Below are 13,178 nucleotides of genomic sequence, written 5' to 3'. Positions count from 1 at the left end.
CCGCTGCCGGGCTCATCCTCTCACTACCGATCAGTAGAGGTTGGGGGTGACACCCGAGGCCGCGGCCTCGATCCGGGCGAGCGACTCCGCGGGCGTCGTGTTCTCCCCGAGCCGGTTGGTCTTGCCGTCGCCGTGGAAGTCGCTGCTGCCCGTCGGCACGAGATCGTGCCGGGCCGCGAGCTGCCGCGCGAAGGCCCGGCCGTCGTCGTCGTGGTCGCGGTGGTCGACCTCGATGCCCACGAGCCCGGCCTCGACGAGCATGGCCACGTCGTCGGCGTCGAGCGAGCGCTGCCGCTTCGTCGCGAAGGGGTGCGCGATCACCGGCACTCCCCCGGCCGCGCGCACGAGCCGGACCGCCTCGACGGTCTCGACGGCGTAGTGCGGCTCGTAGTAGGCCGAGCCGTTGTGCAGCCACCGGTCGAAGACCTCGTTGCGGTGGGCGGCGACGCCATTGGCGACGAGGGCGTCGGCCAGGTGCGGGCGCCCCAGCGAGGCTCCCTCCTCGACCTGGGCAAGGACGTCCTCCCAGGACACGTCGAATCCGTCGTCGGCCATCCGCTCGACGATCCGCTGCAGCCGCGGCACCCGGTCGTCGCGCATCCGGTCCATCTCGTGGGCCAGCGGCTCGTCCTGCGGGTCGAAGAGGTAAGCGAGCAGGTGGACCGACCGGCCCCGGTGCCGGGTCGACAGCTCGGCACCTCGCACCAGTGCGACCCCGTGCGCGGCGGCGGCCTCGGCCGCCTCGGCCCACCCGGTGGTCGTGTCGTGGTCGGTGATCGCCACCGTCGTCAGGCCCGCCTCGGCGGCCTGAGCGATCAGGTCGGCGGGCGCGTCGGTCCCGTCGCTGCGGGAGCTGTGCGTGTGGAGGTCGATCACGTCCCCACCCTAGGCCGTCGCGGCCAGCGCCGTCTCGACCCGCTCCCGGCGAAAGGGCCCGGCGCGCTGCCGACGTCCTCCGACCTCGTGTGGTCACCTCGTCGTCCTCGACGTCGGCCTGACGCCGGCCGGTCAGCCCAGCCCGGGCCACTCGGGCGTGCGCTTCTCGGCGAAGGCGCGCACGCCCTCGGCGCGGTCGGCGCTGAAGGCGGTGTCGTGCCAGCGGGCGTCCTCGAGGTCGAGTCCCTCGTCGAGGCCCACGTCGAGGCCGCCGCGCATCGCGGCCTTGGCATTGCGCACCCCGACCGGGGAGTGCTTCGCGATCGTGCTCGCCAGGGCGAGGGCCTCCCCCTTCGCGTCGTCGACGAAGCGGTCGGCCAGGCCGAGGCGCAGCGCCTCCTCGGCGTCGATGCGGCGGGCGGTGAAGATCAGGTCGGCGGCCCGCGACCAGCCGATGCGGCGGGTCATCAGCTGGGTGCCCCCGCCCCCGGGGATGACCCCGACGGAGACCTCCGGCAGCGCGAAGAGCGCCCGCGGGCCGGCGACGATGAGGTCGCAGGCCAGGGCCAGCTCGCAGCCACCGCCCATGGCATAGCCGTCGACCGCGGCGATCGTCGGGACGGGCAGGTCGAGCAGGGCGCGGTAGGCGAGGCGGTTGCCGGGGCGCTGGGCGCGCAGCTGCTCGTCGGTGAAGCCGTTGCGCTCCTTGAGGTCGGCACCGACGCAGAAGGCCTTGTCGTGGCTCGAGGTGAGCACCACCGCGCGCACCGAGGTGTCCTCGGCGAGGGAGGCGCCGGCCGCGGTGAGCGCGGTGGCCATCTGCGTGGAGACGGCGTTCAGCGCCTCGGGGCGGTCGAGGACTACCTCGACGACGCCGGCCTCGTGACGGTCGATGCGGATGAGCGGGGTGTCGATCATGAATCCATCCAATCAGCAGTCACGGACGCGAGAGCAGGGCCGCGATGCCCTGTCCGACGCCGATGCACATCGTGGCGATCGCGTGGTCGTGGTCGCCGTCGGCCATCGACAACGCGGCCGACCAGGCGATCCGGACACCGCTCATCCCGAGGGGGTGGCCGAGGGCGATCGCCCCACCGTGCGGGTTGACCCGCGGGTCGTCGTCGGCGATGCCGAGCCGACGCAACACGGCCAGGCCCTGCGAGGCGAAGGCCTCGTTGAGCTCGATGACGCCCACCTCGTCGAGCCCGACACGGGTGCGCGCCAGAAGTCGCGTGACGGCGGGCGCGGGGCCGAGCCCCATGACGCGCGGCTCCACGCCGACGACGGTCACCGCGTCGACCCGGGCGACCGGGGTGAGCCCGTGGCGCTCGACCGCCTCCTCGGAGGCGACGAGCAGCGCGGCCGCGCCGTCGTTGACCCCGGAGGAGTTGCCCGCGGTCACCGACCCGCCGTCGAAGAGCGGCCGCAGCCCGCCGAGGGCCTCGAGCGAGGTCGCGCGCGGGTGCTCGTCGGTGTCGACGAGGACCGGGTCGGCCTTGCGCCGGGGCACGCTCACCGGGACGATCTCGCGGGCCAGCCGGCCCGAGGCGATGCCGGCCGCGGCCCGCTCCTGGGAGCGCAGCGCGAAGGCGTCCTGGTCCTCGCGGGAGACGGCGTCTTCGACCGCGACATTCTCCGCCGTCCGCGGCATCGGGTCGGTGCCGTACCGACGCTCCATCTCGGAGTTGACGAACCGCCACCCGATCGTCGTGTCCTCCACCGTGATCCCGCGGGCAAAGGGGGTCTGTGCCTTCGGCAGGACGAAGGGGGCCCGGCTCATGCTCTCGACACCCCCGGCGACGACGAGGTCGGCGTCGCCGGCGACGACCGCGCGGGCCGCGTAGCCGACGGCGTCGAGCCCCGAGCCGCAGAGCCGGTTGATCGTCGTCCCCGGCACGGTGACGGGCAGGTCGGCGAGCAGTGCGGCCATGCGCGCGATGTTGCGGTTGTCCTCGCCCGCCTGGTTGGCGCAGCCGAGGACGACGTCGTCGACGAGCGCGGGGTCGAGGTCGGCCTGCCGGGCGAGCAGCTGGCGGATCGTGTGCGCGGCGAGGTCGTCGGGCCGCACGCTCGACAGCGCACCGCCGTAGCGGCCGATGGGTGTGCGGACCCCGTCGACGAGGTAGGCGCGGCGGGGGGCGCTCACTCGGTGCCCGCGAGCCGAGCGCGTCCGGCCTCGGTGAGGACCCGGTCGGTGCCCTCCGTGGCGACGAGCTGCGGGTCGGCGCGGTAGAGGTCGGCGCGCACGGCCGGGTCGAGCCCGACCTCCCGGGCGATCTGGTGGGCCTCGAGCTTGTTGAGCCGCCCGCCGTTGTCGGCGAGCTTCTGGAGAAAGGCGAGGACCGGGTCGGTCGCGGGTGCCGCGTCGGCCGGGCTCGGGTCGGGAAGGTCGACGAGGGCCTCGAGCTGGGCGATGACCGCGCGCACGGTCTCGCGCCACGAGGCCGCGGTCTGCGCGATGTCGGTCGCCGCGCCGCCGCTGCCCTGCCAGGTGCGCTTGGGGTGGCGGCGGACGTACTCGCGCTCCAGCTCGAGCATCCGAGCGGTGTGGTGGGCGAACTGCTCCGCGCTGCCGTGGAGGAAGACCCAGTTGCGCGTCTCGTGGGCGCGGGTGCCCTGGGCCTCGAGCTCCTCGTCGCTCAGCTCGGACGCCGGCACGCCGGTCGTGGCATCGGACATGGTGGTTCCCTTCGTCGTGCGTCAGTCGAGTCGACGCAGCTGGTCGCGGTAGCGGGTGGAGTTGTCGAGGTACTCGCCGACGCCGAATCGGATCCATTCCTCGGCGGCGGCCGGGACGGGCCGGACCTGCGCGGGGACGCCGACGGCCATCGACCCGGCGGGCACGTCCGCGTGCTCGCGGACGACGGCGCCGGCGGCGACGACCGAGCCGGCGCCGACGGTGGCGAAGTTGAGCAGCGTCGAACCGGAGCCGACGAGGCAGTGGTCACCGACGGTGCAGCCCTCGAGGTGCGCGTTGTGCCCGACGACGCAGTCGGCGCCGACCGTCGTCGGCTGCTCCTCGATGACGTGGATGACCGTGCCGTCCTGGATCGACGTGCGGTCGCCGACGAGGATCCGGCCGAAGTCGGCCCGCAGCACCGCCGTGGGCCACACCGAGGCCTGCTCGCCGAGCGTCACGTCGCCGATGACGACGGCATCGGGGTGCACGTAGGCGGAGGCGGGGATGGTCGGCGTCGCGTCGCCGAGCGCGTAGATCGCCATGTCAGGCCGCCCCGGGCAGCTGCCGGTAGATGCGAAGGGCGTTGCCCCCCAGGACCGCAGGCACGTCCGCGTCAGGCACGAGGTCGGCGACGGCGCGGGCGTTGACGTCGGTGCCGGGCACCCCCGGCCAGTCGGTCGCGAAGATCATCTTGCGCGCGAGCCGCTCGAGACCGGTCGCCCGGTAGTACTCCGGGAGCCGCTTGGGCGGCAGCCCGGACAGCTCGATCCACACGTGCGGGTTGCTCATCGCCATGAAGGCGGCCTGCTCGTACCACCAGCCCCGTCCGCCGTGTGCGAGGACGATATCGAGCTCGGGGAAGTCGCGGGTGACGGCGAGCAGGTGCGAGGGGTCGGCGTACTGGTTGGACGACCCGGCGAAGGTCGAGGTGCCGCAGTGCACGACGAGCGGGGCGTCCTCCTCGCAGAGCACCTGGTACGCCGGGTAGAGCATCGGGTCGTCGCAAGTGAACCCGCCGTGGACCGGGTGCAGTTTCAGCCCCGCGGCACCGTGCCCGAGCTGGCGGCGCACCTCGTCCCCGATGGGGAAGTGCAGGTGCGGGTTGACGTTGGCCATAGGGCGGAACCGCTGCTGGTTGTGCTCGACGACGGGCAGCAGGTCGTCGAAGAGCTGCATGCCGGTCGCCTTGGGGCTGTACTCGCAGAAGAGGATCGCGACGTCGACGCCCTGCTCGGCGAAGAGCTCGTCGACGACCGCAGGTCGCGGGACGCCGTCGGCGTCCCACGCGCGCTCGAGCAGGCCGTCGGGGCCGAACTGCCGCGCCCAGTCGATCCACGACGGGGACAGGGTCGGCAGGACGGGCAGGTGGACGTGCGCGTCGACGAGGGGGTGACCGTCGAGCACGGCGCCTCAGAGGTCCTGGACCATCGGGGTGTCGACCCCGATCGGTCCGGTCTTGTGGCTGCCGCCGGGCGCGCCGAGCGGCTCGTCGCGGCCCTCGAGGGGCTCGGTGAAGAAGCGCCGGTTGTCCTCGATGTGGTCCTTCATGTCGTCGGCGACCCGACGGTCCTGACTGATCGCCTCGACGGGGCACACGGGCTCGCAGGCGCCGCAGTCGATGCACTCCTTGGGGTTGATGTAGAGCTTGCGCTCCCCCTCGTAGATGCAGTCGACGGGGCACTCCTCGGTGCACGAGGTGTCCATGACGTCCAGGCAGTGTCCGGCGATGACGTACGGCATGTGAGTTCCTCTCAGGCGGGCTGCGGGACCGCGGGCTGGTTGTCGGTGGAGTGCCCGGGGAAGAGCTGGGCCTCCGGGTCGATGTGCACGGCGGCGTTGTTGACCGCCGTCGCCACCTCGCCGAAGCCGACGGCGATGAGGCGCACCTTGCCGTCGTAGTCAGTGATGTCGCCGGCGGCGAAGATGCCGGGGACGTTGGTGCGCATCGCCGGGTCGACGACGAGGTGCCGGTTGTCGTGGAGCTCGACGCCCCACTCGCGCAGCGGGCCGAGGTTGGCGGTGAACCCGAGCGCGGCGACGAGCCGGGTGCAGGGAAGGGAGCGGGGCTCCTCCCCCTTCGGCGTCACCGTGACCGACTCGAGGGCGGAGCCGCCGACGGTCTCGGTGACCTGGGCGTTGAGCACGATCTCGACGGGCGCCGCCTGCATCTGCTCGACCGAGCCGTGGTGGGCGCGGAACGCATCGCGACGGTGCACAAGGGTGACCGTCTTCGCGATGGGGTGGAGCATGTTGGCCCAGTCGACGGCGGAGTCGCCCCCGCCGACGACAACGACGTCCTGGCCGGCGTACTCGGCCGAGCTCGGGACGAAGTACTCCAGACCGCGGCCGAGGAAGTCCTCGCCGGCCGGCAGCGGGCGCGGCGAGAAGGTTCCGATACCTCCGGTGACGACGACGGCGCCCGCCTCGACGCGGTCGCCCGTGCTCGTCGTGACGACGAGCCGCTCGCGGCCCTGCTCGTCGGTGGTCCGCTCGAGTTCCTGGGCCTCCTGCCCGAGCAGGTAGACCGGCTCGTAGGGAGCGGCCTGCTCGACGAGGTTGGCGATGAGCTGGCGGCCCGAGACGGCGGGGAAGCCGGCGATGTCGAAGATCTGCTTCTCCGGGTACATCGCGCTCACCTGCCCGCCGACCTGGCTCAGGCTGTCGACGACGGCGGTGCGAAGACCGCGGACCCCTGCGTAATAGGCACCGAAGAGCCCGACGGGCCCGGCTCCCACGATGAGCAGGTCGACACTGGTGGTGGTGCTCATGAGACGGCCTCCATGGCGGCGAGGTCCTTGACGAGCGCGCGCACCTTGAAGCGCTGCATCTTGCCCGTCGCGGTCTTGGGCAGCTCGTCGACGAAGTAGACGTGGCGGGGTCGCTTGAAGGGGGCGAGCCCCTCGCGACACCAGGTGTCGAGGTCCGCGGCGGTGACCGGGCCCCGGGGGACGACGACGGCGACCGGCTTGACCAGCCCGTCGGCGTCCTCCTGCCCGACGACGGCGCACTCGGCGACCGCGTCGTGGGCAAGCAGCCGGTCCTCGACCTCGGTGGGGCTGACCCAGATGCCGCCGGCCTTCAGCAGGTCGGTGGACCGGCCCATGCAGGCGTAGTAGCCCTCGCTGTCGCGCACGTAGGTGTCGCCGGTGTTGAGCCACTCCCCCTGGAAGACGGTGCGGGTGGCCTGGGCCCGGCGCCAGTAGCCGAGCGCGGCCGACCCGCCGCGGACGAAGAGGGTGCCCGGCTCGCCGTCGGGCACGGGCGAGCCGTCGAGGTCGCGGATCTCGAGGTCGTAGCCCGGCACGGCCTTGCCCGTCGTGCCCGGCTTGATCTCGCCCGGGCGGTTGGACAGGAAGATGTGCAGGCACTCGGTCGACCCGATGCCGTCGAGGATCTCGAGGCCGAACCGCGAGAGCATCCGCTCCTGCACACCCCGCGGCAGCGGCTCACCGGCCGAGGCGCCGAGGCGCACCCCGGCGAAGGTGTCGTCGGGGATGTCGCTCGAGAGCAGGCCGGCGTAGAAGGTCGGCACCCCGAAAAAGAGCGTCGGGCGGCCGGTGGCGATCCGCTCGGCTATGCCGGCGGGTGTCGGCCGCTCGGGGTTGAGCACCGAGGTCGCGCCGACGGACAGCGGGAAGAACATCGAGTTGCCGATGCCGTAGGCGAAGAAGAGCTTGGCGACGGACAGGCACCGGTCCTCCGGCGTGATCCCGAGGACCTGCGCGCCGTAGGTCTCGGTGACGATGCGCAGGTTGTCGTGCCGGTGCATCGCCCCCTTGGGCTTGCCCGTCGTGCCCGAGGTGTAGAGCCACAGGGCCCACGCGTCGGGGCCCGCGGGCACCGGCGCGTGCTCGGCGGGGTCGGCGCCCGCGCCGCGGGCAACGAGCTCCTCCCAGGTCATCTGCTGGGCCGCGCCGACCTCGGCGGCCACGGCCCCCGGGTCGCCGTCCCAGACGACGTGACGCAGCTCGGGGCACCGTGCGGCAGCCCGGGCGGCGGGCTCGGCGAAGGTCGAGCTCGCGACGAGCGCGACCGCTCCCGAGTCGGCGATGATCTCGGCGAGCTCGTCGGGGCCGTACATCGTCGAGACGGGCACCGCGACGAAGCCGCCGCGGATCGCCCCGAGGATCCCCGCGAAGAGCGCGATGTCGTCGTTGGCCACGAAGACGACGCGGTCGTCGCGCCGCAGGCCGAGGGACCGCAGCCCCGCGGCGGCCCGACCGGTGAGGTCGACGAGCTCGGAGTAGGTGAGCGTCTGCGTCGGGGTCTCGACGGCCGGGTGGTCACCGCGCTCCTGCGCGATCCGGTCGACGAGCCAGGCTGCAGCGTTGAAGCCGGCGTCGGTCATGGTGCTCAGACCCTCTCGAGGTTGTAGTCGCCCTTCTGACCCGACCCGTAGCGGCGCAGCGCGCCGTCCGGACCGGAGGCATTGGGCCGGATGAAGATCCAGTTCTGCCAGGCGGTGAGTCGGCCGAAGATTTTGGTCTCGAGCGTCTCGGGCCCGACGAAGCGGTGGTTGGCCTCCATGCCCGTGAGGGCATCGGGGCTGAGGGCCGCCCGCTCCTCGAGGACGATGCGCAGCTCCTCCTCGAAGTCGATGTCGTCGAGGGCGACGGTGACGAGGCCCGCTGCGTCGGCAGCCGCGGCGTCGAGGTCGGTGCCGGCGGTCGCGAGCGCGGCCTCGAGCTCCTCGTCGCGGCCGTAGAAGCGCGACTCGAGCCGGGTCAGGCCGTTGCCCATCGGGTAGCGGCCGCGGTTGGCGTCGGTGATGCGCACCGTCGCCGGGTCGGCGTCGGGGTCGACGTCCTCGAAGACCCCCTCGAGCATGTACTGCCGGTCGGCGGCGAGCGCGAGCTCGAGCAGGGTGCCGACGAAGGCCGAGCCGGGCTCGATGACGGCGACGAGGCTGCGCGAGGTGACGTCGAGCCGCTTGAGGGTGCGCTTGAGGTAGTGCACGACCTCGTTGACGAACCAGTGGTCGGCCCACTCGCCGAGCTTGTCGTCATGGGCGACGACGAGCGCCTGGTCGCCCTTCGCCCGCAGGACCCAGGTGCCGAGCATGAGCTCGTTGGTCCGCAGGTGGAGGATGAGGTCGTCGAGCTCGCGGGCGAGGGCCAGCGGGTAGTAGTCGACGCCTCGGGCGCGGGCGGCCTCGGCGTCGGCCGGGGGCTCCTCGTTCGGCGCGGAGACGACGATGTCGACGCGGCGCCCGGCGCGGTCGAGCGTCGCGCTCACGTGGCGGTAGGAGATCGTGTCGCCGTCCTCGGTGCGCTCGATCGGCGTCAGCTGGACGCCCTCGCCGGCGGCGCCGCCACGGGTGGACTCGTCGGCCGCGGCGTGGGCCCGCTTGCCGATCTCCTCGTCCCAGGCCCCGCGCGGGATCGTCGCGTCGACGAGACCCCAGTCCACCGCGGTCTGGCCGCGGTAGCCCTCGGACTTCGTCGCGAAGAGGTCGGCGCGGTCCTTGCGCACGTGGCGCTTGTCGACGACGCGGGTCAGGCCGCCGGTGCCGGGGAGCACGCCGAGCAGCGGCACCTCGGGCAGCGAGACGGTCGAGCTGTTGTCGTCGACGAGGACGATGTCGTCGCAGGCGAGGGCGAGCTCGTAGCCGCCGCCGGCCGCGGTGCCGTTGAGCGCCGCGATCCACTTCTGCCCGGAGCTGGCCGTCGCGTCCTCGATCCCGTTGCGCGTCTCGTTGGTGAACTTGCAGAAGTTGACCTTCCAGCTGTGCGGCGAGCCGGCGAGCATCCGGATGTTGGCCCCGGCGCAGAACATCCGCTCGATGCCGCCGGTCATGACGACCGCCTTGACCTCGGGGTGCTCGAAGCGCATCCGCTGGACGATGTCGTAGAGCTCGATGTCGACGCCCAGGTCGTAGGAGTTCATCTTCAGCTCGTAGCCCGGGACGAGGCCGCCCTGCTCGTCGACCGCGAGGGCGACGGTGGCGACGTCACCGTCGTAGCTCACCCGGAAGTGCTTGTACCGGTCCGGCGAGGTGCGGAACTCGACGACCGGCGGGCCCTGCGGCGCTGCCTCGGTCGCTGCGGGTGCCGCCTTGTCGATGGTGGTCTCGCTCACGTCATGCCTTCCGTCGATCAGCGTCTGACGCCACGGACCGCGGCGTCGAGGTACTTCATCATTCTCTACATCTACTCCGCGATTCGTCAAGAGTGTGTAGCACTTTATTGTCCGACGCCGAGTAGCCGCCGGGCGCGGTCTGCGTCGCTGCGGAACTCCGTCGTCGTGCTGTCGTGGACGATCCGCCCCTTCTCCATGACGACGACCCGGTCGGCGACCGAGAAGGCCGCGCGCAGGTCCTGCTCGACGACGAGCACGGTGATCCCCTCGCGGGCGAGCTCGTGCACGACCCCCATGACCTGGGCGACGATCGCCGGCGCCAGGCCGTCGGAGGGTTCGTCGAGGAGCAGCACCCGCGGGCCGAGCAGCAGCGCTCGGCCGATGGCGAGCATCTGCTGCTCGCCGCCGGAGAGCTGATCGCCGCGGTTGCCCCGCCGCTCCCGCAGCCGCGGCATGAGCTCGTAGACCCGCTCGAGGGTCCAGTCGCCGGAGTGCCGGCCCTCAGCGATGCGCAGGTTGTTGTGCACGGTGAGCGGGGCGAAGACCCGCCGCCCCTGGGGGACGATCGCCAGACCGGCCCGCGCCCGGGCGTGGGTCGGCAGCGAGGTCACCTCGTCGTCGCCGATGTGGATGCTGCCCCGCTGCGCGCGGACGAATCCCATGATCGTCGACATGAGGGTCGTCTTGCCGACGCCGTTGCGGCCGAGCAGGGCGACGGTCTCCCCCGCCGCGACGTGCAGGTCGACCCCCGTGAGCACGGTGCTGCCGCCATAGCCGGCCTCGACCCCGGCGACCCGCAGGTCCGCTCCCTTCGTCGTCATCGGGCGGTCTCCTCGGTGAGAGCCGGCACGCTGACCGGCGGTGGTGCGGTGGGCGGCTCGTCGAAGAGCTCCTCGAGGGAGTCCTCGCCGAGGTAGGCCTGCTGGACGGCCGGGTCCTCGCGGACCTCGCTCGTCGGGCCGTCGGCGATGAGCGCGCCGAGGTGCAGCACGCTGATCCGGTCGGCGAGCTGGAAGACGAGCTCGAGGTCATGCTCGATGATGACGACCGTGAGGTCCTCGGGCAGCGAGCGCACGAGCTCGGCGAAGCGGGCGCTCTCGGCCGGCGACATCCCGGCAGCCGGCTCGTCGAGGAGCAGCAGCCGCGGCCGGGTCGCGAGGGCCACGGCCACCTCGAGCTGGCGCCGCTCGCCGTGCGAGAGGTTGCCGGTCATGATGTGCGACCGGTCGGCGAGGCCGACGTCGGCGACGCACTGCTCGGCGACGTCGTCGATCTCGCTCGAGCGCCTCGACGCCGGCGTGAGCCAGGACATCCCCTTGCCGGCGACCCGCTGGGCGGCGAGCGCGACGTTGTCGAGCGGGCTCATCGACAGGAAGAGCGAGCTGTGCTGGAAGGTCTTGCCCAGCCCCCGCCGGGCCCGCCACGCGGCCGAGCGCGAGGTGACGTCCTCGTCGCCGAAGAGGATCTGGCCGGAGGTCACCGGCAGCCCGCCGGCGACGAGGTTGAAGAGCGTGGACTTGCCCGCGCCGTTGGGGCCGATGAGGGCGTGGCGGCCCCCCTTCGCCACCTCGAGGCTCACGTCGTCGACGGCGGTGAGCGCGCCGTACCGCTTCGTCACGCCGCGCAGGGTGAGCGCGGGGGTCTGGGTGGTCATGCCGATCCCTCCTGGGTGCGACGGGAGAGCAGCCGGCGCCAGCTCGTGCCGGCGAAGCCGTGCGGAAGCAGGTAGACGACGGCGATGAAGACGAGGCCGAGCAGGAGCGGCCCGCGCCCACCGAGAGAGGCGCCGATGTCGTCGCGGACGATCGTCACGAGGGCCGCGCCGAGGACCGCCCCCCAGAGCCGTCCTCGGCCGCCGACGACGACGGCGAGCAGCGCCATGGCCGAGACCTCGAAGGCGAGGTCCTCGGGCGAGACGAAGCGGTTCTGCGCGACCCACATCGAGCCGGCAGCCCCGGCGACCGCCCCGGCGATGGCGTAGACGGTGAGCTTGAGCCGGAAGGTCGAGTAGCCGAGCGAGGACATCCGCTCCTCGTTGTCACGCAGGCCCCGCAGCGACCGGCCAAGGGTCGAGCGGGCCGTCCACCACACGACGGCGAAGCCGACGAGGAAGACGACCAGCAGCCACCAGTAGCGGATCCCCGCGAGGGTCACCGGCTCGCCGCCCGGGGCGAGGGTGATCGACGGGATCCCGTAGAGCCCGTTGGTGCCTCCGGTGAGGCCCACCCAGCGCTGGGCGAGCACGTGAGCCAGCTCGGCGATCGCGAGGGTGAGCATGAGGAAGTACGTGCCCTTGGTGCGCACCATGAGCACGCCGGTGACGAGGGCGAAGAGCCCACCCGCGAGCACCGCGAGGAGCAGCGGGACCGGGGCGAAGGCGTCGACGTCGCGCGCGACGAGGGCCGCCGTGTAGGCACCGACGCCGAAGGGGGCGGCGTGCCCGAGCGAGGGCATACCCGAGACCCCGACGAGCAGGTCGAGCGAGACGGCGAGGAGGGCGAGCGCGAGCACCCGGCTCAGCGTGTTGGCGGTGTCCGCGGGGAAGACCAGCGGCACGGCGACGAGGAGCAGGACGACGAGGACGCCGACGACCGACGAGGCGCGGGCCCTCATGCCGCCGCCCCCTTCTGCCCGAGCAGACCCTGGGGCCGCAGGAGCAGCACCAGACCCATGGCGCCGAAGACGAGGAAGCTCGCGTGGTCGGGCAGGAGCGAGACCCCGAGGGTCTCGATCTGCCCGATGACGAGCGCCCCGACGAGGGCCCCGCTCACCGAGCCGAGGCCGCCGATGACGACGACGACGAGCCCGAGGAGCAGGACCCGGTTGTCCAGGCCGGGGTAGGCCGAGAGGATCGGCCCGCCGATGACGCCGCCGGCCGCGGCGAGCGCGGCGCCGGCGGCGAAGACCCCGGTGACGAGGCGCTTGGTGTCGACCCCGAGGGCGGAGACCATCTGCGGATCGACGACCGAGGCGCGCACGAGCGAGCCCACGCGGGTGCGCTCGATGACGTAGAGCGCCCCGACCGCCAGGAGACCGCCGACGACGATGACGACCAGTCGGTACAGGGGGTAGGACTGGCCGAGGATCGTCACGCTGCCGTTGAGCCCGGTCGGTGCCGGGATCGAGCGCACGTCGTTGCCGAAGCGCATCGAGATCAGGTCGCTCACGACGAGGGCGATGCCCAGCGTGAGGAGCGCCTGGTCGAGGTGCCCCCGGCGGGCCACCGGTCGGACCATCGCCGACAACCCCCATCCCCCGAGCCCCCCGACGAGGGCGGCCAGGACGACCGCCCCCGCGAAGGCGAGCAGCGTCAGCGTCGACCCACCCCCGAGCAGGGCGACGGCGATGTAGGCGCCGACGAGGTAGATCGCTCCGTGGGCGAGGTTGAGCACGTCCATGACGCCGAAGACGAGCGAGAGGCCGAGGGCGATGACGAAGAGCAGGACGCCGGTGGCGAGCCCGTCGATCATCGTCACGCCGTTGTCGGTGATGAAGCTGGCCGGCAGTGCGTTCACGAGGTTCTCCTGGCAGTCGGGGTGGGCCG

Annotated in this window: 14 protein-coding genes; all 14 read right to left on the bottom strand. The window is 72.6% G+C overall.

Annotated elements, in window-relative coordinates:
- Positions 1-30 precede the first annotated feature (30 nt).
- The gene (locus NYE39_RS14785) at positions 31-876 is read right to left on the bottom strand and encodes a PHP domain-containing protein (protein WP_341013119.1); all 846 of its coding nucleotides are present in this window, start codon (positions 874-876) and stop codon (positions 31-33) included.
- 132 nt (positions 877-1,008) lie between these two features.
- Positions 1,009-1,794, bottom strand: coding sequence for an enoyl-CoA hydratase/isomerase family protein (locus tag NYE39_RS14780; RefSeq protein ID WP_341013118.1), 786 nt, complete (start codon positions 1,792-1,794; stop codon positions 1,009-1,011).
- 19 nt (positions 1,795-1,813) lie between these two features.
- Positions 1,814-3,022, bottom strand: a complete 1,209-nt coding sequence (gene pcaF, locus NYE39_RS14775; protein ID WP_341013117.1) for a 3-oxoadipyl-CoA thiolase — start codon at positions 3,020-3,022, stop codon at positions 1,814-1,816.
- Positions 3,019-3,555 carry a DUF6158 family protein gene (locus NYE39_RS14770; RefSeq protein WP_341013116.1) on the bottom strand — a complete coding sequence of 179 codons (537 nt, stop codon included), beginning with the start codon at positions 3,553-3,555 and terminating at the stop codon, positions 3,019-3,021. Before NYE39_RS14770 ends, pcaF begins: the two co-directional genes overlap by 4 nt.
- Before the next feature lie 21 nt (positions 3,556-3,576).
- Positions 3,577-4,098 carry a gamma carbonic anhydrase family protein gene (locus NYE39_RS14765; protein WP_341013115.1) on the bottom strand — a complete coding sequence of 174 codons (522 nt, stop codon included), beginning with the start codon at positions 4,096-4,098 and terminating at the stop codon, positions 3,577-3,579.
- Between the two features lies 1 nt (position 4,099).
- Entirely contained in the window at positions 4,100-4,960 is an 861-nt protein-coding gene (locus tag NYE39_RS14760; RefSeq protein ID WP_341013114.1) for an amidohydrolase family protein, read from the bottom strand.
- A gap of 6 nt (positions 4,961-4,966) precedes the next feature.
- On the bottom strand, positions 4,967-5,296 hold the full coding sequence (gene fdxA / locus NYE39_RS14755) for a ferredoxin (RefSeq protein WP_341013113.1): 330 nt from the start codon (positions 5,294-5,296) through the stop codon (positions 4,967-4,969).
- An 11-nt stretch (positions 5,297-5,307) separates the two neighbouring features.
- Positions 5,308-6,324 (bottom strand): NAD(P)/FAD-dependent oxidoreductase, encoded by a 1,017-nt coding sequence (locus NYE39_RS14750; RefSeq protein WP_341013112.1) that lies wholly within the window; start codon positions 6,322-6,324, stop codon positions 5,308-5,310.
- Positions 6,321-7,904: a benzoate-CoA ligase family protein gene (locus NYE39_RS14745; RefSeq protein WP_341013110.1), complete on the bottom strand. Its 1,584-nt coding sequence runs from the start codon at positions 7,902-7,904 to the stop codon at positions 6,321-6,323. Before NYE39_RS14745 ends, NYE39_RS14750 begins: the two co-directional genes overlap by 4 nt.
- Positions 7,905-7,909: 5 nt before the next feature.
- Entirely contained in the window at positions 7,910-9,634 is a 1,725-nt protein-coding gene (boxC, locus tag NYE39_RS14740; RefSeq protein WP_341013109.1) for a 2,3-epoxybenzoyl-CoA dihydrolase, read from the bottom strand.
- Between the two features lie 104 nt (positions 9,635-9,738).
- Complete coding sequence (locus NYE39_RS14735; protein ID WP_341013108.1) at positions 9,739-10,455, bottom strand: ABC transporter ATP-binding protein; 717 nt, start codon at positions 10,453-10,455, stop codon at positions 9,739-9,741.
- Positions 10,452-11,288, bottom strand: coding sequence for an ABC transporter ATP-binding protein (locus NYE39_RS14730; RefSeq protein ID WP_341013107.1), 837 nt, complete (start codon positions 11,286-11,288; stop codon positions 10,452-10,454). The genes NYE39_RS14735 and NYE39_RS14730 overlap by 4 nt, the downstream gene beginning before the upstream one ends.
- Positions 11,285-12,247, bottom strand: a complete 963-nt coding sequence (locus NYE39_RS14725) for a branched-chain amino acid ABC transporter permease (RefSeq protein ID WP_341013106.1) — start codon at positions 12,245-12,247, stop codon at positions 11,285-11,287. Before NYE39_RS14725 ends, NYE39_RS14730 begins: the two co-directional genes overlap by 4 nt.
- Complete coding sequence (locus NYE39_RS14720) at positions 12,244-13,149, bottom strand: branched-chain amino acid ABC transporter permease (RefSeq protein WP_341013105.1); 906 nt, start codon at positions 13,147-13,149, stop codon at positions 12,244-12,246. Before NYE39_RS14720 ends, NYE39_RS14725 begins: the two co-directional genes overlap by 4 nt.
- Positions 13,150-13,178 lie beyond the last annotated feature (29 nt).

The sequence above is a fragment of the Janibacter sp. FSL W8-0316 genome, assembly GCF_038004165.1.
In the GTDB taxonomy this organism is placed as follows: domain Bacteria; phylum Actinomycetota; class Actinomycetes; order Actinomycetales; family Dermatophilaceae; genus Janibacter; species Janibacter indicus.
The sequence above is the reverse complement of the archived record's forward strand: the minus strand, read 5'-3'. Positions and strand labels throughout refer to the sequence as shown.